This is a genomic window from Terasakiella sediminum, assembly GCF_033100395.1.
Lineage (GTDB): Bacteria > Pseudomonadota > Alphaproteobacteria > Rhodospirillales > Terasakiellaceae > Terasakiella.
In genome coordinates this window covers 139803-163495 of record NZ_JAWLVJ010000006.1, presented here as the reverse complement: position 1 = coordinate 163495, position 23693 = coordinate 139803, and the positions used below count along the sequence as shown (strand labels likewise).

Sequence of the window (23693 nt, the reverse complement as noted above, 5' to 3'; positions counted from 1 at the left end):
TTACCCGTTTCATAAAGGGAAATCGGTCTTTTCCAAAAGATGTGATCGCACGATTTGATAAATAGTTTCAAAGTCTTGAGATACATCAATCCGGTGCCAGTCCATTACCCCCAGATCATAAGACTGCTGTAGTTCCACAATCTCAACCGTCGCATCAGATGGATCATTCACTCTTGCCGCAACCCGTTGTTTTAACGTTTCTTTCGCGGCATCCAGCCAAATGCCGACGAAAGGAATATTCAGTTCCTCTGCATAGTTTTGAAGTTTTGCACGTTCTTCTTCGCGGGCAAAAACACCATCCACAATCACGCACTGCCCGGCTTTTAAGGCTGTCGTCATATCATAATACAAAGTCTCATAGGTCTGTTCTGTCACCTCTGGACTGTAAGCTGTTTGATCAAGTCGGTCTTGTGGCCTGACACCCTGCAATCGTTTACGGATCATGTCCGTGCGGGCAATAAAGGCACCGGGCTGCCGCCCCCAGTGAGGTGCCAACTTCTGTGATAAAACGGACTTGCCACTGCCTGACAGTCCACCTATGGCAATCAGTATGACTGGTTTTGGCGATAGATATTCTAAGGCTTCGGTTAAGTAAGACCGGGCATCCTGTTCCAAAGAAAGACGCGCAGCTTCTGTCTGCTGATTTTGCGAGGCCACACCATTGACATGCATCCGAATGGCAGAGCGGGAAGCCAAAAACAGCCCCGACAGGTAAAGCGCATTCATATCCCCACTGCAGCCTAAATATCTGTTCATCGCCTTGTTGGCCAAATCCATCTCGCCGCGATGACACAGGTCCATCAGCAGGAAGGCGAAATCATAAAACATATCGATGACGGCAAAATCCGGTTCGAACTCAATCGCATCAAAGACGAGGGTTTGGGATTGATACTGGCAGATATTGCGCAGATGCAAGTCCCCATGGCAATGGCGCACATATCCGCCAATCTGGCGTTCATCCAACAGGCTCTTATGGCGTTCAATTGTTTCGGCAACCAAGGACTTCAGTCGATCCAGCAAAGCCTCATCCAGAATATGATCCGGGCAGTTTTCAATGGCCTTGTAATGCCCCTCAAAGGCACGCACCATTCCTGCCACCCCACCATATTCTTTATCAATTTCCGCCTGATCATAAAAGGCCACCGCCTGATCACACAAGTCATGAATCATTTGCGTGGAGAGTTGCCCCTGATCGCACAGCACGTTATAGAGGCTGGCCTGATCGAAACGATGCATCTTTACCAGATAGTCAACAGGCTCCCCTGCCCCATCCAAGGATAATTCATCGCCTTCACAGGTCACAGGGATCACATCCTGATAGAGGTTTCCAGCAAAGAAATTATTTACGCTCAATTCCTGCTTACAGAAATGATGACGATCTTCAAGCGCGCGAAAATCAACAAACGGCAGGGCGATGGCGCGCTTAAGTTTATAGGCAAAATCACCAGCCAGAAACACAATGGAGATATGCGTATCAAACCGTTCAACCTCTTGTTCATCAGGCAGACCGTAAGCATCAGGGTGGCTTAAAAAATCTATCACATCTTCTTGATGCATTAATGATTGTCCTTGTGGGTAACTGGCGTTAATCTCTGATCTTATGACAGATGGAACACAAAAAACAGCCGTGATTACCGGAGCCTCTCAAGGGATCGGTCATGCCACCGCCAAGTACTTTCTGAATAAAGGCTGGCGCGTCATCACCTGCGCACGCAAAGACATGAAAGGGAATGAACTGGAAGGGGCAGAAAACCTGATCCATTTTCCCACTGACCTCGCCAGTGATGAAAGCCTCAACCATTTTATCAAAAAAGCGAATGAACTGATCGGTGATGATCCGCTGCATGCCTTGGTTAATAACGCCGGGATGTCGCCCAAGACCCCATATAAGGAACGTCTGGGCTGTCTAAACGGTGATTTGAACGCCTGGCGCGACGTGTTTGATCTCAATTTCTTTGCCCCGCTGAAACTGTCGCGCGGCTTTGCCCCTGCCCTTCATACCGGGAATGGGGCGATTGTGAATGTGACCTCCATCGCCGGGCATTACATCCATCCGTTTGCGGGTTCCGCCTATTCCATTTCTAAAGCGGCCCTTTCGGCCCTCACACGGGAAATGGCCAATGAATTTGCCGCCATCGGCGTGCGCGTCAATGCCGTTGCGCCGGGTGAAATCCAAACAGATATGATCCAGCCGGAATATGAAACCCTTATCCCGCGCATCCCACTAAATCGCATGGGCTCCACCGATGAAGTCGCCGCCAGCATCTATTATCTGGCCAGCGAAGATTCCTCTTATGTGACGGGGTCAGAAATGTGGCTGACCGGTGGACAGCATCTCTTCTAAGCAGGTAGCAGACATATGATAAAACCAAGATTACTGATCGTCGAAGATACGCAAGTCGTGCGCATGGTGATTGCCAAAACCGTTGAAGAAATGGGCGCCAAAGTCGTTGGCCTTGCAAGCGATGGGATTGAGGCTGAAGAAAAGTTTCAGGAACACAAACCTGATCTGACCCTGATGGATATTAAAATGCCCAACCGGGACGGAATTGAAGCACTGAAAATCCTGCTGAAAAAGAAACCCGATGCCAAAATCGTCATGTTAACCGCTATCGGCGATATCGAAACAGCCGAAAAATGCATAGAGATTGGCGCAACAGGCTATCTTTATAAAGATTTCAACTCCGACGATTTTATCGACGGGTTGAAAATGCATCTCGAAACCGCCTAATTTCCTTCTACGCAGAGATCATGTATAAAGGCGCAAATAGACTAAACCAGGAATAGAATAAAAATGATAAGACCAAGAATCTTGATCGTGGAAGATACCCAATCCATCCGCATGATGGCGGCTTCTATTGTCGAAACATTGGGCGGCAAAGTCGTTGGGGTTGCCAATGACGGGATTGAAGCGGAAGAAAAATTCCTAAAACACAAACCAGATTTAACACTGCTGGATATCGAAATGCCCAACCGCAATGGTATTGATACGCTTTCAACTCTGCTGAACATTCAGGGGGATGCCAAGATCGTTATGCTGACAGCCGTTGGTGATATCTCCGTTGCTGAACGTTGCATCCGACTGGGGGCTTGCGGCTATCTGATGAAGGACTTTCAATCGCCTGAATTTAAAGACGGCCTGAAACAACTCCTTGATACAGCCTGATAAAATCCGCACGCAAAAAAGCCGCCTCACCCGGACAATGAGGCGGCTTTTTCCTGGTCTTGATTACTTATATGACGACGTTACCGTGATCTGTTCAAAGATCGCCTGTGGCATAATCATCGCCATGGGGATGGCTTCGGCAAATTTAAGCGATTGACCTTCATTAGCTTTGATCGAAATCGCAAACTCGCCGCCCTTGTTCAGCATGCTGGATAAATCCGTGCTGATTTTGGTTGCGGTTTCCGCCCCGACAAATTCGCTCATCACTGCCTGAGACATCATGGCTGCCCCCATAATCAGCATATCTTTGCTGGTATTCTCTTTCTCCGCCTGAATATCCAGCAGCGTGCCAATCAGGTTTTTGTCTTCCACACTGAGTGACAAGTCCTTAAAGCTCAGTTGTTCCAGCACAGCGCCAAACTCCTGGGGCATTTCATCGCCTTCCTGATAAGACATAAAGACCTTCTGAATTTCCTTCAGCTTTTCAAAGTTGGGCGTATCAGCAATGGTCGCCGCCAGACTGACCTTAACCGCATCCTTCATTTCAAAGGAGAAATCCTTATAGGCCAAAATCTGTTTTTCCAGATCCCAATCAAATTCCATGCGAGTATTCAGCACAATACTGTCCAGACCCATTTTTTTCATCACAGCATCAAATTCTTCCGGCTTTTCTTCTTCCGGAATGATGATTTCAAGGCCGTTCATGCGCATCAAAGCCTTGGTGGCGATATCTTCAATGAAATTGTCGCTTTCATAAAGGATTTCATTGATCGTCACAGCCTTTTTGCCTTCGATACTGATCGCTGTATCACGCATGGCAAAATCTTTGAAAGTACCCGAGAAAATCTGGTTCACGTCGATCGTTGACAGGGTCATATCGACTTTACTGCCTTCATACCCTGTTCCTTTCATATCAAGGCCTGTAAGCGTGAGCTTATCAGCCTTGATTTTCTTCGACAGTTCCACCAACTCGGCAAATTCCAGCTCATCTGCTTTTTCAAATTCAGGGCTGAGACTGCCCAGGTTAGACCCGGCAAGTGTGATGTTATCGACGTTCAGGAGAACGGTTTCTTTCTGTCCCTCTTCATTGGTGGTTACGGCATCAACCACGATATCGACAACGGACATCGTCTCAAAATCAACCACCTCAGGCTGATTGATCACTTGCATGATGTCAAAACCGGATGCTGTAATTTCTTTTGCGAGCAAGCTCACTTTGACCGCATCTTGAACAATTGAATATTTTGTATCTTGAGTAACGACTGTTCGGCTCAATAGATCGACTTTGATCGGGCCAACAGACAGTTCAGCACCGTCATTCCTGGCCTCTTCAATCATACGATCAGCGTCCATACGCAGCGCTGATTCGATTTTATTTTCTGCCAGTTTCAATCCGCCAAAAGCAACAACGCCCAGGCCAACAACGGACAGGATAACCTTAGATGATGTATTCAAAATCTATTCCCTCCACAGTAAGGGCCACAGGCTATGCCATTTACTGGAGCAGAGTCTACACTCAAATGGGAAACTTGCGGTTATAGATGCGATTAAATGCCTTCAAGCTTGGCATATAGATCATTGCGCATGGCTTCCAGCCATTCCAGGCGTTTTTCGATCAAATCAAGGTCATGATCCAGCCATTGGGTGAGATATCCCGTTTCTTCGCAATGGTTGTCACGCAGATCACCAAGGCGGGACAATTCAGCTTGTGCCGCATCACACAGGCTGTCCACCTGATTGCATTGTTCTTCGCCTGGTAAAAGATGCAGAAAGCGGAATTTCAGGGTGATGATCAATTTATTTAGATCATTGCTGTCAGCACGCACGCGGGCCATCAGCAGTTTCTGAAGCTCAGCACGGCCTTTTTCCGTCAGTTCCATCAAGGCATCATCTTCCATACCCTGACCTTCGCTGGGTTTAATCAACCCCTCAAATTTCAACAGTTCAAGGGACGTGCCCATCAATTCCAGCGAGGGACCTGTGACCCGGCTCATGAAATGGCGGGCATCATGGGCCAGAACACTGTAGCGCATACCAACACCCGCCTGGGCAAGTGTCCCCAGCGCGCAAAGCCTGACGGCTTCTTTCGGTGTTAATGTATTATCGGCATACATGTCTGAACGGTCCTGTTTCTACTTCGATAGAATTATATCACAGGTCACGATGATATTCATTTAAGAATGATTTGCAATAAATTTTCACACAGAAAAAGAGGCAACGCTTCCTCAACGTTACCTCTTTCAAGTCATAGGTGGCAATTTTGTTTAAGCAGCTGCTTTTTTCAGTCCCAGCGTTGCCCAGACTTCGACCAGACAGTTCACCAGTTCGTTCATCATTTCTTCCGTATGGAACGGTGACGGCGTAAAGCGCAGACGTTCTGTGCCTTTGGGAACGGTTGGATAGTTAATCGGCTGAACATAATGGTTATATTTTTCCATCAGCATATCACTGGCCTGCTTACACAGAACCGGATCACCGACCATCACCGGAATGATATGGCTGGGGTTATCGATATGCGGGATACCCACTGCATCCAGTTTAGCACGGAAATATTTCGCACGCGCCTGATGCTGTTCGCGGATTTCGTTATGTTGGGATACATACTGAATGGAGGCACGACAGCCAGCAGCCACCGCAGGTGGGATGGATGTAGAGAAAATAAAGCCCTGACCGAAGGAACGGATGAAATCACACATGGCTTTGGAGCCTGCGATATACCCGCCCACAACACCAAAACCTTTGGCCATCGTGCCCTGAATAACGGTCAGACGATCCATCAGACCTTCGCGTTCAGCAACACCTGCGCCATGTTCCCCATAAAGGCCAACAGCGTGAACTTCGTCGATATACGTCATGGCGTTATATTTATCAGCCAGATCACAGATTTCCTTGATCGGCGCAATATCACCATCCATAGAATAAACCGATTCAAAGGCGATCATTTTCGGGCGATCTAGTGGTTGTTCTTTTAAGATACGTTCCAGATCTTCCAGATCATTATGCTTAAAGACAACTTTTTCACTGCGCCCCAGTCGAATACCTTCGATCATGGAGTTATGGTTCTGATCATCAGAAATGATCAGCATGCCCGGCATTTTTGCACCCAATGTGGACAGGGTTGTAAAGTTTGCCACATAACCGGATGTGAAGATCAGGGCAGCTTCTGTTTTATGCAATTTTGCCAGTTCTTGTTCCAGCAGCACATGATAGTGGTTAGTACCCGAGATATTGCGTGTCCCGCCCGCACCTGCGCCACATTTTTGCAGGGCGTCCTGCATGGCGCTTAGGACTTCTTCGTTTTGCCCCATACCAAGATAGTCGTTAGAACACCAGACGGTGACTTCTTCGACGCTTTCTTCACGATGGTTCATCGCGCGTGGGAAATGACCCGCTTTACGTTCCAGATCAGCAAAAACACGATAGTTGCCTTCATCCTGCAAGTCACTGATGCGCTCGGCAAAAAACTCTTCATAATTCATTTTATACTCTCCGTCCGTGCAATCTATATGCTCGGTTCCCCTTACTCTCTGTTTAAGAGTACTACCTAAACAATGTGACCTGAATGTGTCCATTTTCACTATAGGGATAAAAATAATAAAATTACGCAACCGGACTTGACCCACATCATGCAAGTACGCCCCCCTTTCAAGGTATAAAGGTAATACCAATTTAAAGGCATAATTTATAAATGCCTCTTTGCGCTTTTCTGTCTCACACTTACAAATTAAGGACGACCAAAATGTCCCTCAAAGATATCCTTGTACATGTCGATCACACCCGCAGTTGCCATGAACGTATCCGTGCAGCCCTGAAACTGGCGGAGCTTCATGACGCCCACTTGACGGCGCTTTATGTTCTTTCCAAACCAATGATCCCCGGCTTTATCGAGGCCCAACTCAGCAAGGAAGTGCTCAAGGCACAGGCCGATGCGTCAAAAGAAGCAGCCAAGGAAATTGAAGAACTGTTCAACGATCTGGCAGCAGGCACCAACGTGCGTGTTGAATGGCGCTGCGTCGAAGGTGATCTGGTGGAACAGGTCATGCTGCACGCACGCTATTTCGACCTGACTGTGCTCGGTCAAAATGATCCGGAAGGCGACGAAGCCCCCGGATCCAACGAAATGCCGGATCAGATTCTGCTACGATCCGGTCGCCCGGTTCTGATCATTCCTTATGTGGGTACGTTTGACACCATCGGTGAATATGTCATGACCGCCTGGGACGGCAGCCGCCTGGCCGCCGCCGCGATCAATGATGCGATTCCGTTGATGAAAGGGGCCAAGAAAGTCGAAGTACTGGCTGTTGACCCACAGGATTCCAAACATGGACCGATTCCAAGTGCGGATATGTCCCTGCATCTGGCACGCCATGGCATCAAGGCCGAAGCTGACCACTTGGCCTCCGGTGGTCTTTCTGCCGGCGACACACTCCTGTCTTATGCCGCAGATAACAGCATCGATCTGATCGTCATGGGCGGATATGGCCACCGTCGCTGGCGTGAAGTGGTCTTGGGTGGTGTGACCCGCCATATGTTGCAGCATATGACTGTTCCGGTCTTTATGACCCACTAGGTCATGGCAACAGACACAAAAAAAGGGGGCTCTCAAAAGCTCCCTTTTTCTTTCCTATGGTTTTCGCCTTACATTTTGACGACGCTCTCCACAAAGGCGTTTACGTCATCCGACAGAACTTGTGACTGTTTGGCCAGTTCTGCCGATGCGGACTGAATCTCTCCAACCGCCAGACTGGATTCTGATGCACCAGCAGCTACATCGCCAATGGTATCCGCAACGGTGCGCACTTCACTTACAGCATGTTGGGAATTTTGTGAAATCTCGGACACAACCGCACTTTGCTGTTCTACGGTCGAAGCGATATCACCAGCGGTCTGATCGATCTGTTCAATGGTCTGTGAAATCTGATGGATCGCACTGACCGCAGAATCGGTAGCCGACTGCATGGATTTCACTTGCGTGGAAATTTCTTCTGTCGCATTGGACGTCTGGTTTGCCAGGTTCTTCACTTCGCCTGCCACAACCGCAAAGCCTTTACCTGCATCCCCCGCACGTGCGGCTTCGATGGTTGCGTTCAGCGCCAGCATGTTGGTCTGATCAGCAATATCGTTAATCAGGGACACAACCTCGCCAATGCGTGAAGCCGCTTCATGCAGTGTTTCGATCACTTCATTAGCATCAGACGCACGGCCCACAGCTTCAGAAGCCATTTCGGCGGAGCGTGTCACCTGAGCATGAATTTCGTTGATGGAAGCGTTAAATTCTTCAGTTGCCGCAGCAACACTTTCTACGTTACTGGATGCCCCACCTGCTGCACCGCTTACAGTTTCTGACTGCTGACTGGTACGTGCTGCCACATGCCCCAGTGATTGACTGGATGCTTCCAGTTCCTGGGCAGCAGCGGATACGTTGTGGACAACCCCTTTGATGTTAGCACCGATTGCACTGGCACTTTCAACAAAATCTTTGGTCTTCTTGCCCATAGCATCCAGACCATTGTTGACAACAGCCGCGTAGTTGATGAAGTCCCCGGTAATCCCGCGCAGCAGAATTTTACGGAAATATTTGCCTTTTGCTGCATATTCAAGCGCAGCGCCTGCTTCACGCGCAAAAGCTTCGGTTTGGTCAAGCAGGTGGTTGGTGTCATGCATCAATTGCGAAACATTGCTTTTTCCACGAATATCCAACACACGAACATCAAGGCGTCCTTTGGCCGCCTGCGACATAACTTCGCGGGTCTTTTCTACCATATTGTTGGCATTAATCGTCGCACGAAGTGCCAATAGCTGAACCAGAACCGCAATCAGAACGACTGCACCTGGGACAAGACCAACAAAAATAAACATGTAGATTGCAACAAGAGCAGAGACAATCAACGATACAAGCGCCAAGCGCTCTGACTTAGAGCGAGAGAATAAATTCATCGTATTCCATTCCTGCATCTGCGAGTTTATCAAGCAGCATCTGATGAGCTGCATTCATGCCATCCTTGCGATTTGCATGGCGGTCTTCTTCGGCTTTCAGTTCCGCATAAAGCGGTTTAATCACTTCAAGAGCTTCTTCACTGGGGACGCGACGGTTTGAATGATAGCCCTTGATGGTCTTGCCATCTTCATCAAACGTCGGGGTCACGTGCGCCAAAACCCAATAGTGGTCGCCATATTTGGTTCTGTTCACCACATATGCAAACAGTTCTTTACCGTCTGAAATTGTATCCCACAGTAATTTAAAGACACAGCGCGGCATATCCGGATGACGGATCATACTGTGCGGCTGACCGATGACCTCGGCTTCAGTATAATCGGCAACCTCCAAAAAGGTCTGGTTGGTATAGATCAACCGCCCTTTCGTATCGGTCTTGCTGACGATAATTTCATCTGCTTTAAAGGTACGCTCCTTACCTGTCAAAGCATGCGAATTCGCAACCATTCATAATTCCCCTATAAAATTCAGGCACTTTTCTTTTTATAAAATACATACCCATAATTAATTTATGATTAATTTGGTAATGCATTTTACACTTCTTGTCTGCACTTAATTGTTATATTTTTCAACATATATTATATTCACGTAATATTACGTAATTCCAATGGTATAATTCAATAGTTTTAAAGAGTTAGCTAAACCACTCAGATACAATAAAAAAACAAAAAAGATAATAAACTATAAGGTGTTAGTTAAAATGACAGACGCAACAGACAGCAGTCAAATCATCATCTAAAGGACGCGGTGCCTGCGCCAAAAACGGGGTGAGAATCCCCTCCACATCCCAAGTATCTGACGATTGAACTGTCTGCCTCAGTAATTTTTCCACACCATCCTGTCCGAGGTTCAGCTTTTCCTTTCGACCATGTTCCAAAAGGGCATCACTGAACAAAAAGATGGCGTCGTCATTTCTGATTTCAAGTCTTCTATTTTCATAAACAGCCGATTTCATCATCCCTAGCGGAACCCCTTTGCCACAGCCGATTTCAATCTCGGCTTTCTGACGGTTCAAACGAATTGGTGTCGTCGTCCCGGCGGCTGCATATTCAAAGGATTGCTGTTCTACGTCCAGAACGCCCAACAGGACAGTTGCATACTGTCCGGTCTGTAACTGTTCACACAACCATTTATTAAGCTTTCCCAGGTACTCAGCCGGTGTTTCCTCCCCAATGGGATCGCTATCCATTTTACTGGACAGACGAAAAGTGTTCATCGCTGCGGCAACCCCGTGCCCTGAAAAATCCACCAGATATATCATGACCTTCTGAGGGGAGATCATATGCACGCCCCAGATATCTCCACCCAGATCACGCGAAGGTTCATAGTGACTGGTCAGTTTCAGATTGTAGGCCAGTTCAATCGCGCGCTGCATATCGTTGGATGGAAGAAGATCACGCTGCATTTCATGGGCACGATTTAATTCAGTTTCCATTTCCTTGAAGGATCGTTTTTCCAGATCCTTCACCCGTTTAACTTGACGCAGGGACGTTTCAATCCGGGCCAACAAAACCTCATAATCAATCGGCTTGGTCAGGAAATCATCTGCCCCTTCCGTCAGCCCCTTGATCATGTCATCACGTTCCCCGTAAGCCGTCAAAAAAAGAAACGGAACCGTCCCCCAGGGCGCATCGCTTTGACGCACCTTTGACAGCAATTCATAGCCCCCCATAACGGGCATACGGATATCACACAAGACCAGGTCCGGGCATTGGGTCTGGATCAGGTGCAAGCCCTGCTGACCATCAGCCGCATCATACACGTCGTATCCCGCTTCGCGTAACTCATCACAAATATCAAAACGCAGGATTTCTTCATCTTCAATGCAGATTATTTTAACCATGCACCTGTCCCTCTGAAACAAAGGAACATTCCAGCACGTTGCCTTTACCGACAAAACGCAATTTTTCCAGCCCGGCTTTTTGCGCGATCACAAGACCGCGCCCACCTTTTTCTGCCCCTTGTCCGCCAGCCGTTCTTTCAAGAGTCGTTTCCCAGTCAAAGCCATTGCCGTGATCTTCAATCTTCAGATCAACACCACCATCTTTGCGCCTGACATACAAATGCGCCTGCCTGTCCTTAAATCGATCATCTTCAAGACGCTTATCAATTTCGTCCAGCCAACGCCCTTCATTGCGCAGCTTCAATTTTTCTTCTGATCCGATCTCAAGATTACCATGTTCCACCGCGTTAATGAAAAGCTCCCCCAATCCCAAACGCAGCAGTTTCTTTTCCGGGGCAAGGCTCGCAATCAACAAGGCCAGAGCCTGGGCTTCTTCCAGGTTTTGAAAGGTGAAGACGGCTTCTTCCATATGCTGTACGCCTTGGGCGGCACGCACCAGATCATTGCGGATCACCCGTCTTTGGGCATGGTTGGTCACCAAAGCCCAGGCAATATCACGCAACAAGTCTGCACTATGATAAACTTGCACATTTTCAAAGCGTTCCAGAAGTTGCTTCTGATAATGAACGGGGGCCAGAACGGGAGCATGACTTTCGCGGATCAGCAATTCCACATTGCCAATTTCCTGGCCGACTTCTGGGATAGCAGCATCTTCACCAATAATCACCAGGTCAGGTTCAGCGATGCATTTTTCGCAAACAAACAGACCATCACAGTCAATAATGCGCAAGCCCAGACCTTCCATAACCGCCTGCAGTTTCTGACGGTTGTCAGGATCATTTTCAAAGATAAAACAACATTGATGCTTGCCGATCATTATTCACCAGACGTTTTAAGCATCCTCGTAAGGAATAAGGTTTTGGAATTCTGAAATATCCAGCACGTCACGCACCGCACTGCCTGCAACTTTCATAGTCACGGACTTGCCACTTTCTTCGCAGAATTCTTTAAAGACTAGCATCAACCCCAGTCCTGCAGAATCAAGGAAATCCAGTTTCGTCACATCAATTGAATATTTCTGCGCATTCAACGCCATTGCTTCACTGGTCAGGCCACGAAAATCATCTTCATCCGAAACGGTCAGTTCTCCAGAAAGCTGCACGTTTACCACGCCATTACTTTCGATCAGTGAATACTTCATCTCTTGCGTTCCTTCCCCGAATTCAAAAACTAATCTTATCTATTTTGCAATAAGATAGTCGATAATTGATCATAATCCTAAATTATATCCAATGACAACTACACAGATGCAGGAAGCGTCATTTTAAAGCGACTGCCCTGCCCGCTTGCACTTTCACAGGTGATCTCTCCTTTATGAATGGTCACGATCTGCTTAACGATACTTAGCCCCAACCCCGTACCTTCCACATTGATTGCCCCTCGTGATCGATAAAAGCGATTAAATATCTGATCTTTGTCTTCATCCGCAATCCCCATACCTTCATCTTCCACCATCACTTCAACCGTCCCATCACGCTTGAGAACGAAAAGCTTGATAGCAGAACCTGCCGGGGAATATTTGGCTGCATTGTTGATCAGATTGCCAAGGGCAATTTCAAACAGTTCCGGGTCAAGCGGGACGGAAACATCCTCATCCAGCGCAGCCAACTGGATATCATGCTGTTTTTCGATGACCTGCTGGCGTTCCCCAATATCCCTGACCGCCTCTGAAATATTGATCTCTTTCGGTTTGAATTCCAGATTTTCACTATCGATGCGCTGTCGGGTTAAAGTGCTTTGCAACAGCTTCATCAAACGACGCACCCCGTCGCGGATATCATTCAACCGCTTGACGGCCTCTGCTTCCCCCATCTTGTCTTTATGACGCAACAGACGCTGGGCCGTACTGTCAATGATCGCCAGTGGATTTCTGAATTCATGGGACACCACAGACACAAACATCTTTTGTTGTTCGTTCACTTCCTGTTGGGTGCGCAAGGCTTCTGCCAAATCTTCGGCCTGACGCTGCAAAAGGGTTTGCTGATCTTTAAAAGAGGTCACATCGGTGTGAACAACCACGGTCCCGCCCGATGGTGTTTTGCGCCGCCTTGTATGGATCCAGCGTCCATCGGTCAATTGAACTTCATCGCCACTTACCCCGGCTGTAACACGGGCCAGTCGTTCTTTCTGCGCAGCTTCATCTTCCTGTGTGCGTAAACTTTGTAAAGCACATAATCGTTCAGCCGACACGCCGGGGCGCAGCGCAGATGCCATTTCCGGGAAAAAGATATGCACCAGCTTACTGGAAAATTCCAGGCGATTCTGGTTGTCAAACACCAAAATGGCATTGTCCGCTGCGTTGATGGAAGCGATCAAATTCTCCCGCGTGCCCTTAACCTCTTTCGTGCGCACGGCAACCAGATCAGCCAACTTGTCACGATGAAGCTTTAATTCATCCTCTGCCTTTTTGCGTTTGGTGTAATCATGATACTGGCAGATCACGTTTTTAAGCTTGCCCACCTTGTCATAGACTGCCGTGTAGCTCGCGACCACCCACAGGGTCTGACCGGATCGGTTGACCAGTTTTTGCTCACTTTGAAAAGTTTCGCGTTGATGGCGACGTGCCGCATCCAGCCAATTGGAAAATTCTTCAAACGCATTGGGATGTAAGAAGTCCTGAATATGGCGGGTATAAAGCTCGTTATTGCGAAAGCCCAAAAACACCTGCAAGGCCCGATTGGAATCCTTGATATAAGATTCCGCATCAATGATCGCCATGGGCATGGACCCCAGCAGAAATGCCTGACGAAACTGTCGGTCAGTCTGGCGCAAACGTTCTTCGGTCTCGCGTTGATCAGACACATCACGAAAAGTCACCAGCCAGCGCATATCCGCAACATCGTGAAGGGGCGTCACCACAATGGCAAGTGACAAAGCTTCCCCATCATGTCTAATAACTTCAATCACCGGAACGTCTGCGGACTTACTTTCTTCAAGGTCTTTGTTTTTGAAATAGTCCAACCCCGTATCAAAAGCGCCTGGCCCCAAAATGACGGAAATATGCTGACCGATACATTGCTCATCACTGACATTCAACAAATCGGCAGCCGTCAGATTACAAATGCAAACCGTTCTACTGTCATTCAGTGCCAGCACCCCTTCTGAAGTGGTATTGAGGAAATGACTATAAAGCAGATTTCGTTGGCGCAATTCAAACGTATGGGCGTCAATGCCCGCTTCCAGGCGGTATTGGTTTTGATGATGTTGGACACGCAGGATCAGGGTCAGCAGCGTAATCACCAGCCCCATAAAGGTCACCCCACCCCACAGCAATCCATAATGCCCACTAAACTGGCTAATCACGGACAGTTCCAACACCCGGCCTGCGACGGTAAAGCGCGCAGCCGTCATGTCTTTTTGACGAAAATCTTCATCCCAGTTATCTGAAAACAGCGTATGTTCCACCATGGGCATGGTGATATCACGCAGGCGCACGGCTTTGACCTGTGCGATCTTGGATTTCAACAGAGGTTCAATATAGTGACTGAAATCAAAATGCCCCAGCACCACACCACGAATTTCAACATCAGAAGACCGCCTGTTTTCCCGCACCGGAAGCAAAGCGATATAATCTTCCTGCTTGCCAGTCCCTAATACTGAGGCCGTGCTCATCATCAAGCGACGACCACGCGTGGCATGTTCGATAATATCAGCCATATTGGGCAAAGACAGAATATCTCGTTTTTGAAAACGGGTCACAAGATGGGAATATTCCATCTTCACCTGATAGGACAGTTCACCAATTTTATTTTTGCGTGCTTCGGCCCAATAGATACTGCGCAAAGCGGGAAAGCGCGCAATAGAGCTAGAGACAAAAATATCGAAATCTTCTTTGGAAAAATCCTGACTGGTCAGAATGACATTTTTCAGTCCATGCATAACCTCGCTTGCGGTTACGATCTCTGCCTTTATTTCGGACCCAATGGCGGTGACCCATTCTTTCTTATAGGCGTCTTCTTCATTTTCCAGCCAGACACGCATCAACCCGCCCAGCGCGATTGACAATCCAATCCCGAGCATGCCGATCAGAATAAATTCAATTAACCCTCTTTCTTCCCGAACCAGGTCGCTTTTTTTCATTTTTTACAAGCATTCCTCTTCAGCCGCCCCATATCTTACATAACAGACCAATATCTGTGAATTAAATTAAGGGGTTAATCATGTCAGATCATGTTTATAAAAAAGTAGAAATCGTTGGCTCTTCCAAAACCAGCATTGAAGATGCCATTGAAACCGCACTCGCAAAGGCATCCGCCAGCTTGAAACATATCGACTGGTTCGAAGTCACAGAAACACGCGGCCATGTGATCGATGGCAAGGTCGGCCATTATCAGGTGGTTATGAAAGTCGGCTTCAGACTGGATTAGGTTTTTCCAGGCGAAACCGTCGAAAGGTCTCGCCCGCAACACTCAGCGGGCGATCCTCAACAAATCCCATACGCAACACTGCCCTGGTATTCTTCCGGCTGGGCGGCAACAGGATCGTTATGGCCGCAAGCTTCATCTCCTCAAAGGCCTGATCACACACTTTCCTGAAGATGCGCAGTCCACATCCCCAGAACCGAGGGTCCAGCACAAGGGCGAAATCCGCCTCGCCTTCTTCTTCCTGCAACCCGCCCCATCCCGCAAATTCCCCGTCAATCACAAACGCCCACGGCCCATAGCCATGATCGTCCCAGAGCTTTTGCTTGACGGTGAGGAAAGCTTCACAGTCAGCCGTAGAGAACCCGCCTTGCAGCAAAGGAAGTTGTTCGCCCACCAACGGATCATTCATCAAGGAGATGATCTTTTCTTTAGGGATGTCATTGAGGGAAACGAAACGAACGTCAGCCATAAAAACGCACAGACTCCAAAAAATGTTTCTTTTTCTGCCAAGAAGAACTAAATACAGCCTGATCAATATAGCCCAATTGCTCTTTCAGGAAACCCTGCCGTGTCTGAACAAACGAACACCACCAAGAAAATTGACCGTCGCCTCTCTGTCGCCCCGATGATGGAGTGGACGGATCGGCATCAGCGGGTGTTTATGCGCGGGCTGACGAAAGAGACCTTGCTTTATACGGAAATGGTGGTCGCCCCAGCGATTATCTTTGGCAAGGATGGGCCTGGGCGGTTTCTGGATTATAACGAAATTGAACATCCCATCGCCCTGCAGCTGGGCGGCAGTGATCGTGACCAACTGGTGCAATGTACCAAGATCGCCAATGATTGGGGCTATGATGAGGTCAATCTGAACTGTGGCTGCCCAAGTGATCGGGTCTCTGCCGGGCGGTTTGGGGCCTGCTTAATGGCGGAACCTGATCTGGTGGCTGACTGTATCAAGGCCATGCAGGATGTAAGTGACGTTGATGTAACGGTCAAGCATCGCATCGGGATTGATGATCTGGACAGTTATGATCTTCTCTGCAAGTTCATCGACACCATCGCCCAGACGGGCTGCAAGACCTTTATCATCCATGCGCGCAAAGCCTGGCTGAAGGGCCTCAGCCCAAAACAAAACCGGGAAATCCCGCCGCTGCGTCATGATATCGTGCATGAAATCAAAAAAGACTTCCCTGATCTGGAGATCATTCTGAATGGTGGCATCCAGACGGTGGAAGAAGCCGCAAGTCATCTGGATAAAGTCGATGGCGTCATGATTGGCCGTGCGGCTTATGAAACCCCTTATGTAATGGCAAATGCGGATCAGGTGATCTTTGGGCAGGACAAGCCCGTGATTGATCGTTTCAAAGCGTTGGAAAACTTCATTCCTTATGTAGAAAAACAAGTTGCCAATGATGTGTATGTGCGTCATATGGCGAAACATCTGTTTGGGTTGTTTCAGGGGTTGCGCGGGGCAAAAGCCTGGCGTCGCTATCTGAGTGAACATATGTTTTTAAATGATGCGCAGGCCGACATCATCACGCAGGCCGCCGCCTTGGTCGAAGCCCAAAATAAAACATTCACTGAACTGCAAAACTCTTGATTGGGACAGCCTGCCCACCTATACTTTCGATTAATTCCATTCAAGAAAGATAAAGCGTGTGCCGTCGAAAAAAGTAACGTGGAACGATAAACTCACGACTGAGTTACGGTCCATTGATAACGACCATAAGGTTCTTATCGAAGCCTTCAACGAATTTGTTGATGCCATCAATGCCGAAGAGCCGACAGACAAGTTATGTGAGATGTTTCAAGGAGTGATTGACGAGGTCGTACGTCATTTCGCCTTTGAAGAAAAGGTCATGCTGAACATCGGCTATAAAGGCTATATCGAACATAAACAGCATCATGCCAACCTGTGTGCCGATGCCGCCGGGATTCTGGAAGAACTAAAAGCAGCGAACTCCGCCAAAGATACTTTGCCGTCAGTTAACTTCCTGCGCGCCCTGGTCGTAAAACATATGGTCGAACAAGACCTGAAGATCAAAGAATTCGTTATGCGTGACGTTTAACAGCATACATATGTATTTTATCACGTTTTCTTGTGGTTATCGGTTGCCACATTTTTAAAGTGTGCTACCGTCTAAAAAACAACAAAGTAAGCGTGACGGACCCCATGCAAACTGACTGGCAGGACATATACGAAATCGGCATCCCTGAGATTGATCAGGCGCATGCTGGCCTGTTTGAAAGTTTCAATGATTTTGTTGACCTCAGCCAGTCCGGCGCCAAAGTCGATCTAATCCTGAAAAAGTTCATCACCCTGATTGAAAAAGTGGAAAAGCACTTCCGCGAAGAAGAAGAAATCATGGCCAGCATTGACTATGATGACCTGGAAAATCACGCGCTGATCCATCAGCAATTGCTGGGGGATGCCAAAGAACTAAGTATCGAACTGTCCAACGCCATTGAAACAGACGACATGATGCCTTACATCACCTGTCTGAAACATCTGATCATTGAACATGTAATCCGCCATGACAGTCAGATCACGGCTGCCTAAAATCAGCCTTTACAGAAATAATCCATCACGTACGGAAATTCTGAACCCGGTGTCCACTGCGCCACATCCAGTGGGTTTTCAGCCTTTGCCACCTGTTCCAGCGGCTGGACTGAAACCAGTTTTTCTTCACATTTGATGAAGGCAGACAGGTTCAACGGGTCCACATGTTCCTGCATAGCAACCAATGGCGCATGCAAGATGTTTGTGCCTGCAATCTGTTCCGGTTCCTGCTTGGTATTGGCCGCGATGAAATGGGAGACACGCGGGACAATAATAGTCCAGGGCATAAAGAAGCTTTTGCTGCGATATTCCTTCAGCACCACGATTTCGGTGTCGTAGGAATCGATCATACGGTCAATCCAGCTGTAGCTCATATAGATATTGTAGCTAAACAGCGTAATCCCGGCCAGCATGGGCAGAACGAACTTGGGAAGTGGGACGCGCAGAAAACGGGCAATCGCCCAAACAGGTCCACAAACAAGGGCGGCCAAACAGATGGCTGTCAATACTGTCCACATGGGAAAATCTTCTTTATCCAGAGATCACGACAAGGTGCCTGAAAATGCTGGAAAACTGTGGGTTTGTCAATGTTTTGACCGATGAAACGCCTATTTATTTCGAAACATTAATTCACGCAGCGTAATCTGTTCCCCCTTGGACGCTTTATGGGCGGCCTGGGCAAGGAAAAGCTCCCCGGAGGCCACGGCATCCACAAGGGCGTTATGGGCGCGATAACGCGGTAGATTATAGACTTCCCGCGCTTTAGCCAGACGCAACACGCCCCCATCCAAAGGCTGGTTTCGCTGCTGACGGTTGCGCTTTTCAAGTTCCAGCGTATCAACCGCACGGGTCAGCAGCGGATAGCCGTAAATCCGCTCACACGCCGCATTCAAAAAGCCGATTTCAATGGGCGCATGGTGGGCCAAAAGAACGCGACCGGACAAGGCCAGCAACACATGGGGCAGAATTTCTTCCAATGGTTCAGCTTCAGCCAGACGGTCATCGGTCAGCCCATGCACGATCACGGAATCTTCTGGCAGATCACTGGACGGTTTAACCAGATAGTGGGCGGACTCAGACAGGACCACATTCTCCTTCACAATCGGAGCAAAGCCGATGCTGAGGATTTCATCTTTTTCCGGGTTCAGACCTGTCAGTTCCAGATCGATACAAAGATATTCCAATTCCCGATAATCCGTTTCCGGCCAGGGAATTGGTTTTCTGTAATATTCTTTCATGGGACCGTCCGGCATGCGGATCAGATACCATTCACGACGCAGATCAGGACCAAAAAGGCGTTTCCACATAAGTCATATTCTCCGTTTTTCTTATGTGTAATGCGAGGCCAAAGCCGACTGCATGGTCTTCACCACATTGAACGCATCTTTTAGGTGGTTGCGTTCAAAGTTGGACATATCTTCCGGTGCCATGAAGTTATCCGCTTTCTCACCGCGCTGAATTTGCTGTGCCTGATGGCGCAAGCGCGTGATGCTGATAAATTCAAGCGCATCCAGCAGATCGTCCGCCCCTTCCTGAGAAATCACCTTATGTTCGACCGCTGCTTTCAGACGTTCTTCGGTATTGACCTCATAAAGGCCCACATCCAGTGAGTAGGTGCGGGCTAAATCAATGATCGGCACCACGCCATTATGCTTCAGATCAAACGTATGGTCATGTTCCCCACCGCGGATCAGAACGAAGTTCTTGAAGAAACCAAGCGGTGGCTGGTGCGACAGCGCATTGCCCGCCATAAAGGACAGGAAGATACGGTTGCCCGTTGATTTTTCCACCACGAACTTGCGCAGTTCTTTGTACAGGTCAGCTTCGCCGTGCAGACTGCGCATATCAAAGAAGATACTGGACAGCATCAAGGCTTCCGGTTCCGGCGCATCGATCCATTTGGCAAAATATTTCTTCCACTGCGACAGGGGCTGGCGCCATTTATCGTTGGTCGCCATCACATCACCCGGGCAATAGACATAACCACAGGCATTCAAGCCATCACAGACGAACTTCGCCAGATCACGGAAATACTGCCCATGTGTGGCTTCATCGTAACTGTCATCCAGGATAATGCCGTTGTCCTGATCTGAAAGGGCCGTCTGTTCATGACGCGCTTCTGATCCCATCACAATCCAGGCATAAGGGATCGGGGCCTCGCCCAGTTTTTCTTCTGCCATTTGCAACAGGCGTGTGGCGATGGCATCGGTCACGGTAGAGACCACATGGCCGATGTTGTGCGCTGTCGCCCCACCGTTCACCAGGTTCATCACCATGGTCGGGACCTGCTTCACAACGCCCTGCAATCCTTCGATTGTTTTACGTTTGTAAATATCACCAACCAGATAGACCATGGATGTGGATTGCTGCTGCACGATATTGCTGTTGGTAATCACGCCCGCTGGCTTGCCATTATCCATCACCGGCAAGTGACGGATGTTCTTTTGTGACATCAACAGCATGGCATCAAACAGATAATCTTCCGCATCAATGCAGATCGGATTTTCCGTCATAATGTCACGAAGCGGTTTAGAAATATCCAGACCCTGCGCCACAACCCGGTTGCGCAAATCTTTGTCAGTGACAATTCCGACCAGATCATCGCCTTGATCGACCAGCAGGCAGGAAACACCTTCATCAGACATTTTACCTGCCGCTTGCTGAATGGACGCATCCGGGCCAATAGTGACCGGTTTCTTACGGCGCAGCAGATCGCGCACCTTGGTAGTCACCAGACCCATGTCATCGTTATTGCCATCGGACTTGGAATGTTCCCGCGCACTGCGCAGACGATCCGCGCCCATGGGCGCAAAGAAAAAGGCAAATTGCGGGTGATTGTCACGCAGGCGGTTAAATTCTTCCACAGGCAACAGATACAGCAGGCTATCTTCAATGGCTTCACAGCGGTTCACCGCCATGCCGCGTAAGATCGCGCGAACCCCGAAACATTCCCCTTCTGACAGGCGAGCAAGCAGGTTGCCGTCCGGGTCGATGGTTTCAATCGCGCCTGTGCGCACCACCCACAGGAAGTTATTTTCTTCGCCCGGTTCAAACATCACCGTCCCACGACGTGCATAGCGCACTTCGATAGATGTCGGCAATGCTTCCAGTGCCTCTTCCGGCAATAGGTCAAAAGGGTGGTGGACCTTCAAAAAGTCCCGTATCTCGATCAGTTCAATATCCATTAAAGACCCCCGTCCAACTGATATAATTTTGTCAGGATCATGGTGCTTTTCAGACCAAAAGTCAAACGCAACCCTATCTTATCCGATATGCACATAACTCATAGTTAAAACAATAAAAAAGCGGGCCCTGCCAGAGCAGGACCCGCCTTTTAAAGTGGTTCACTTAAGACCAAGATAAATCTTAGTGGTCTTGAGCTGCACCCGCACCTTTAGGGATACGAATGTCTTCAACCATAGCTTCGATTTCAGCAGGAACCGGAGCAGTCATGTTCATGACGATGAACGCGACTGCGAAGTTAATGATCGCACCAACTGTACCAAATGCTTCCGGTGAAATACCGAACAAGTGGTTAGCAGGTGTGTTCGCCATCAACTCAGTACCTTTGATGAAGAAGAAACCTTTGTAGGAGAAGATGTACAACAGTGTAGAACCGATACCAGCAGCCATACCCGCGATTGCACCAGCGCTGTTCATCTTCTTGGAGAAGATACCCATCATCAGTACAGGGAAGATAGAAGAAGCTGCCAGACCGAACGCCAGAGCCACTGTTTGTGCAGCAAAGCCTGGAGGGTTCAGACCGAAGTAACCAGCCAAGATGATCGCACCAATCATGGAAATACGAGCCCACATCAGTTCCTGTTTCTCAGAGATCTCAGGCATGAATGTGGATTTCAGCAGATCGTGTGAAACCGCAGAAGAAATCGCCAGAAGCAGACCCGCAGCAGTTGACAGGGCAGCCGCAAGACCACCAGCCGCAACAAGTGCGATTACCCAGTTAGGAAGTTGAGCAACTTCAGGGTTGGCAAGTACCATGATATCACGGTCAACCTTAACCATCTCGTTGCCTTTCCAGCCCCAAGCTTCAGCTTTAGCAGCGAATTCTTTGTTTTTGTCGTTGTAGTACTGGATCTTGCCGTCGCCGTTTTTATCTTCAAACTTCAACAGGCCAGTAGCTTCCCAGTTCTTGAACCATTGTGGACGCTCGTCATAAACGAGGTTGCCATCAGGTGCACCAACTTCGCCAACTTGGATCGCGTTCATCAGGTTCAGGCGAGCCATAGCACCAACAGCAGGAGCAGTTGTGTACAGGATCGCGATGAAGACCAGTGCCCAACCCGCAGACGCACGTGCGTCGCGCACTTTAGGTACTGTGAAGAAGCGAATGATTACGTGTGGCAAACCAGCTGTACCGATCATCAGAGAGAATGTGTAGAACAGCATGTTCATCATTCCGCCCTTTTGTGCGGTATATTCAGCAAAGCCGAGGTCAGTGATAACCTGGTCCAGTTTCGTCAGCATCGCAACGCCACCGTCTGTGTCAGAGAACAGACCGATTTGTGGCAGAGGGGAACCCGTGAGGTTCAAAGAGATGAAGACAGCAGGAACTGTGTAAGCACAGATCAGTACACAGTACTGAGCGATCTGAGTGTAAGTTACACCCTTCATGCCACCCAATACAGCGTAGAATGCTACGGTTACCATACCGATGATCAGGCCAGTTGCGTAGTCAACTTCCAGGAAGCGACCGAATGCAACACCGATACCTTTAACCTGACCAATAACGTAAGTAATAGACGCTACGATCAAGCAAACAACGGCAACAACGCGTGCAGTGCTAGAATAGAAACGATCACCAACGAATTCCGGCACAGTGAATTTGCCGAATTTACGCAGGTAAGGTGCCAACAGAAGTGCCAGAAGCACGTAACCGCCAGTCCAACCCATCAGGAAGATAGATGCGTCGTAACCTTTAAAGGCGATCAAGCCAGCCATTGAGATAAATGAAGCCGCAGACATCCAGTCAGCAGCCGTAGCCATACCGTTAGCTACTGGGTGTACACCGCGACCCGCAGCGTAAAATTCACCAGTAGAGCCCGCTTTGGCCCAGATAGCGATACCAAAGTAAAGCGCAAAAGAGCCGCCCACAAAGATATACGTAAGTGTTGTTAAATCCATTTTAAGTCATTCCCCAGACGATATTAGTCTTCGTGTACGCCGAAATCTTCGTCAATCTGCCCCATTTTCTTGGCGTAGATCGCAATGATCGCCAAGAAAACAAAGATTGAACCTTGTTGTGCAAACCAGAAACCCAGTCCAACACCACCAAATGATACCATTGAGTCCAGCGTGTCACGCAGGAGAATACCAAAACCGTATGAGCACAGAGCCCATACTACCAGAAGCCAAGTTACCAGGCGAATGTTCGCTGCCCAGTAGCCTGATCCATCATGATCACTCATTAAAAAAAGCCTCCCCTACAATCGAGAGTTTCCACTCCATAAATTGGAGCGGTTTATTTGTTTACAAAAAATTCAATACAGCAACTTTATTTCAAACAAAGTGCCGTAACCCGCATTTTTGTACCTTAGAAAAACACCAGTGGTCCAGCAATCAATGCAAAAAAAATTGAGAAATTTTAAAAAAATGTATGGTGAACTAACAATATTTTGCACTTGCGAACGCGAATTGTCTAATATTCCGAATTCTGCAAGCCTTTAGTTTCTGCTGGGCTTGACCGA

The 23693-nt window shown here is 48.4% G+C and carries 24 protein-coding genes; 8 read left to right on the top strand and 16 right to left on the bottom strand.

The features are described from left to right. Positions 1-9 precede the first annotated feature (9 nt). Positions 10-1557 (bottom strand): bifunctional aminoglycoside phosphotransferase/ATP-binding protein, encoded by a 1548-nt coding sequence (locus RYZ26_RS06585; RefSeq protein WP_317682378.1) that lies wholly within the window; start codon positions 1555-1557, stop codon positions 10-12. A 43-nt stretch (positions 1558-1600) separates the two neighbouring features. Here RYZ26_RS06585 and RYZ26_RS06580 point away from each other — a divergent pair, with 43 nt between their 5' ends. The 3 genes from RYZ26_RS06580 (at position 1601) to RYZ26_RS06570 (ending at position 3166) form a co-directional block, all read left to right on the top strand. After that, complete coding sequence (locus RYZ26_RS06580; RefSeq protein ID WP_317682377.1) at positions 1601-2344, top strand: SDR family NAD(P)-dependent oxidoreductase; 744 nt, start codon at positions 1601-1603, stop codon at positions 2342-2344. Between the two features lie 15 nt (positions 2345-2359). Further along, complete coding sequence (locus RYZ26_RS06575) at positions 2360-2731, top strand: response regulator transcription factor (RefSeq protein WP_317682376.1); 372 nt, start codon at positions 2360-2362, stop codon at positions 2729-2731. A gap of 63 nt (positions 2732-2794) precedes the next feature. Then, the gene (locus RYZ26_RS06570) at positions 2795-3166 is read left to right on the top strand and encodes a response regulator transcription factor (RefSeq protein WP_317682375.1); all 372 of its coding nucleotides are present in this window, start codon (positions 2795-2797) and stop codon (positions 3164-3166) included. 63 nt (positions 3167-3229) lie between these two features. Here the strand turns inward: RYZ26_RS06570 and RYZ26_RS06565 are convergent, their stop codons facing one another. The 3 genes from RYZ26_RS06565 to hemA all read right to left on the bottom strand — a co-directional run bounded on the left by RYZ26_RS06565 (position 3230) and on the right by hemA (position 6645). Beyond that, on the bottom strand, positions 3230-4621 hold the full coding sequence (locus RYZ26_RS06565) for a hypothetical protein (protein WP_317682374.1): 1392 nt from the start codon (positions 4619-4621) through the stop codon (positions 3230-3232). A 92-nt stretch (positions 4622-4713) separates the two neighbouring features. Then, positions 4714-5280, bottom strand: coding sequence for a hypothetical protein (locus RYZ26_RS06560; protein ID WP_317682373.1), 567 nt, complete (start codon positions 5278-5280; stop codon positions 4714-4716). A 150-nt stretch (positions 5281-5430) separates the two neighbouring features. Next, positions 5431-6645, bottom strand: a complete 1215-nt coding sequence (gene hemA, locus RYZ26_RS06555; protein WP_317682372.1) for a 5-aminolevulinate synthase — start codon at positions 6643-6645, stop codon at positions 5431-5433. Positions 6646-6905: 260 nt separating this feature from the next. Here hemA and RYZ26_RS06550 point away from each other — a divergent pair, with 260 nt between their 5' ends. Next, complete coding sequence (locus RYZ26_RS06550) at positions 6906-7736, top strand: universal stress protein (RefSeq protein ID WP_317682371.1); 831 nt, start codon at positions 6906-6908, stop codon at positions 7734-7736. Between the two features lie 68 nt (positions 7737-7804). Here RYZ26_RS06550 and RYZ26_RS06545 read toward each other — a convergent pair whose 3' ends face one another. From RYZ26_RS06545 to RYZ26_RS06520, 6 genes are all read right to left on the bottom strand, one after another. After that, positions 7805-9103 (bottom strand): methyl-accepting chemotaxis protein, encoded by a 1299-nt coding sequence (locus RYZ26_RS06545; RefSeq protein ID WP_317682370.1) that lies wholly within the window; start codon positions 9101-9103, stop codon positions 7805-7807. Continuing rightward, on the bottom strand, positions 9081-9608 hold the full coding sequence (locus RYZ26_RS06540; protein ID WP_317682369.1) for a PAS domain-containing protein: 528 nt from the start codon (positions 9606-9608) through the stop codon (positions 9081-9083). Before RYZ26_RS06540 ends, RYZ26_RS06545 begins: the two co-directional genes overlap by 23 nt. 244 nt (positions 9609-9852) lie before the next feature. Beyond that, the gene (locus RYZ26_RS06535; RefSeq protein WP_317682368.1) at positions 9853-11004 is read right to left on the bottom strand and encodes a SpoIIE family protein phosphatase; all 1152 of its coding nucleotides are present in this window, start codon (positions 11002-11004) and stop codon (positions 9853-9855) included. Next, the gene (locus RYZ26_RS06530; protein ID WP_317682367.1) at positions 10997-11881 is read right to left on the bottom strand and encodes an ATP-binding protein; all 885 of its coding nucleotides are present in this window, start codon (positions 11879-11881) and stop codon (positions 10997-10999) included. The genes RYZ26_RS06535 and RYZ26_RS06530 overlap by 8 nt, the downstream gene beginning before the upstream one ends. A 15-nt stretch (positions 11882-11896) precedes the next feature. Next, positions 11897-12205: an STAS domain-containing protein gene (locus RYZ26_RS06525; RefSeq protein ID WP_317682366.1), complete on the bottom strand. Its 309-nt coding sequence runs from the start codon at positions 12203-12205 to the stop codon at positions 11897-11899. A gap of 98 nt (positions 12206-12303) precedes the next feature. Next, positions 12304-15144, bottom strand: coding sequence for an ATP-binding protein (locus RYZ26_RS06520; protein WP_317682365.1), 2841 nt, complete (start codon positions 15142-15144; stop codon positions 12304-12306). Between the two features lie 80 nt (positions 15145-15224). Between RYZ26_RS06520 and RYZ26_RS06515 the strand changes: the two genes are divergently transcribed. After that, positions 15225-15431, top strand: coding sequence for a dodecin (locus tag RYZ26_RS06515; RefSeq protein WP_317682364.1), 207 nt, complete (start codon positions 15225-15227; stop codon positions 15429-15431). On the opposite strand, the gene RYZ26_RS06510 is transcribed toward RYZ26_RS06515, so the two are convergent. Further along, positions 15418-15897: a GNAT family N-acetyltransferase gene (locus RYZ26_RS06510; protein WP_317682363.1), complete on the bottom strand. Its 480-nt coding sequence runs from the start codon at positions 15895-15897 to the stop codon at positions 15418-15420. The two genes, RYZ26_RS06515 and RYZ26_RS06510, sit on opposite strands and share 14 nt — an antisense overlap. 99 nt (positions 15898-15996) lie before the next feature. Here RYZ26_RS06510 and dusA point away from each other — a divergent pair, with 99 nt between their 5' ends. The 3 genes from dusA (at position 15997) to RYZ26_RS06495 (ending at position 17988) form a co-directional block, all read left to right on the top strand. Beyond that, entirely contained in the window at positions 15997-17028 is a 1032-nt protein-coding gene (dusA, locus tag RYZ26_RS06505) for a tRNA dihydrouridine(20/20a) synthase DusA (RefSeq protein WP_317682362.1), read from the top strand. A 58-nt stretch (positions 17029-17086) separates the two neighbouring features. Beyond that, positions 17087-17497, top strand: coding sequence for a bacteriohemerythrin (locus RYZ26_RS06500; RefSeq protein ID WP_317682361.1), 411 nt, complete (start codon positions 17087-17089; stop codon positions 17495-17497). Positions 17498-17601: 104 nt separating this feature from the next. Further along, positions 17602-17988 carry a bacteriohemerythrin gene (locus RYZ26_RS06495; RefSeq protein ID WP_317682360.1) on the top strand — a complete coding sequence of 129 codons (387 nt, stop codon included), beginning with the start codon at positions 17602-17604 and terminating at the stop codon, positions 17986-17988. Positions 17989-17990: 2 nt separating this feature from the next. On the opposite strand, the gene RYZ26_RS06490 is transcribed toward RYZ26_RS06495, so the two are convergent. From RYZ26_RS06490 to RYZ26_RS06470, 5 genes are all read right to left on the bottom strand, one after another. Continuing rightward, positions 17991-18506, bottom strand: a complete 516-nt coding sequence (locus RYZ26_RS06490) for a hypothetical protein (RefSeq protein WP_317682358.1) — start codon at positions 18504-18506, stop codon at positions 17991-17993. A gap of 90 nt (positions 18507-18596) precedes the next feature. Then, a complete protein-coding gene (locus RYZ26_RS06485) occupies positions 18597-19295 on the bottom strand; it encodes an exonuclease domain-containing protein (protein ID WP_317682357.1) in 699 nt (232 codons plus the stop codon). Positions 19296-19316: 21 nt separating this feature from the next. Further along, positions 19317-21173 (bottom strand): DUF294 nucleotidyltransferase-like domain-containing protein, encoded by a 1857-nt coding sequence (locus tag RYZ26_RS06480; RefSeq protein WP_317682356.1) that lies wholly within the window; start codon positions 21171-21173, stop codon positions 19317-19319. 181 nt (positions 21174-21354) lie between these two features. After that, positions 21355-23130, bottom strand: coding sequence for a sodium:solute symporter family protein (locus RYZ26_RS06475; protein WP_317682355.1), 1776 nt, complete (start codon positions 23128-23130; stop codon positions 21355-21357). A gap of 23 nt (positions 23131-23153) precedes the next feature. Then, positions 23154-23414: a DUF4212 domain-containing protein gene (locus RYZ26_RS06470; protein ID WP_317682354.1), complete on the bottom strand. Its 261-nt coding sequence runs from the start codon at positions 23412-23414 to the stop codon at positions 23154-23156. Between the last annotated feature and the right edge of the window lie 279 nt (positions 23415-23693).

Bases quoted from the DNA above. Each gene is read 5' to 3' on its own strand.
- RYZ26_RS06490 (WP_317682358.1), bottom strand. From the start codon at position 18,506: ATGTGGACAGTATTGACAGCCATCTGTTTGGCCGCCCTTGTTTGTGGA.
- RYZ26_RS06535 (WP_317682368.1), bottom strand. From the start codon at position 11,004: ATGGTTAAAATAATCTGCATTGAAGATGAAGAAATCCTGCGTTTTGAT.
- RYZ26_RS06510 (WP_317682363.1), bottom strand. From the start codon at position 15,897: ATGGCTGACGTTCGTTTCGTTTCCCTCAATGACATCCCTAAAGAAAAG.
- RYZ26_RS06525 (WP_317682366.1), bottom strand. From the start codon at position 12,205: ATGAAGTATTCACTGATCGAAAGTAATGGCGTGGTAAACGTGCAGCTT.
- RYZ26_RS06530 (WP_317682367.1), bottom strand. From the start codon at position 11,881: ATGATCGGCAAGCATCAATGTTGTTTTATCTTTGAAAATGATCCTGAC.
- RYZ26_RS06550 (WP_317682371.1), top strand. From the start codon at position 6,906: ATGTCCCTCAAAGATATCCTTGTACATGTCGATCACACCCGCAGTTGC.
- RYZ26_RS06520 (WP_317682365.1), bottom strand. From the start codon at position 15,144: ATGAAAAAAAGCGACCTGGTTCGGGAAGAAAGAGGGTTAATTGAATTT.
- RYZ26_RS06540 (WP_317682369.1), bottom strand. From the start codon at position 9,608: ATGGTTGCGAATTCGCATGCTTTGACAGGTAAGGAGCGTACCTTTAAA.
- RYZ26_RS06575 (WP_317682376.1), top strand. From the start codon at position 2,360: ATGATAAAACCAAGATTACTGATCGTCGAAGATACGCAAGTCGTGCGC.
- RYZ26_RS06545 (WP_317682370.1), bottom strand. From the start codon at position 9,103: ATGAATTTATTCTCTCGCTCTAAGTCAGAGCGCTTGGCGCTTGTATCG.
- RYZ26_RS06580 (WP_317682377.1), top strand. From the start codon at position 1,601: ATGACAGATGGAACACAAAAAACAGCCGTGATTACCGGAGCCTCTCAA.
- RYZ26_RS06560 (WP_317682373.1), bottom strand. From the start codon at position 5,280: ATGTATGCCGATAATACATTAACACCGAAAGAAGCCGTCAGGCTTTGC.
- RYZ26_RS06485 (WP_317682357.1), bottom strand. From the start codon at position 19,295: ATGTGGAAACGCCTTTTTGGTCCTGATCTGCGTCGTGAATGGTATCTG.
- RYZ26_RS06515 (WP_317682364.1), top strand. From the start codon at position 15,225: ATGTCAGATCATGTTTATAAAAAAGTAGAAATCGTTGGCTCTTCCAAA.
- RYZ26_RS06570 (WP_317682375.1), top strand. From the start codon at position 2,795: ATGATAAGACCAAGAATCTTGATCGTGGAAGATACCCAATCCATCCGC.
- RYZ26_RS06475 (WP_317682355.1), bottom strand. From the start codon at position 23,130: ATGGATTTAACAACACTTACGTATATCTTTGTGGGCGGCTCTTTTGCG.
- RYZ26_RS06480 (WP_317682356.1), bottom strand. From the start codon at position 21,173: ATGGATATTGAACTGATCGAGATACGGGACTTTTTGAAGGTCCACCAC.
- RYZ26_RS06585 (WP_317682378.1), bottom strand. From the start codon at position 1,557: ATGCATCAAGAAGATGTGATAGATTTTTTAAGCCACCCTGATGCTTAC.
- hemA (WP_317682372.1), bottom strand. From the start codon at position 6,645: ATGAATTATGAAGAGTTTTTTGCCGAGCGCATCAGTGACTTGCAGGAT.
- RYZ26_RS06470 (WP_317682354.1), bottom strand. From the start codon at position 23,414: ATGAGTGATCATGATGGATCAGGCTACTGGGCAGCGAACATTCGCCTG.
- RYZ26_RS06495 (WP_317682360.1), top strand. From the start codon at position 17,602: ATGCAAACTGACTGGCAGGACATATACGAAATCGGCATCCCTGAGATT.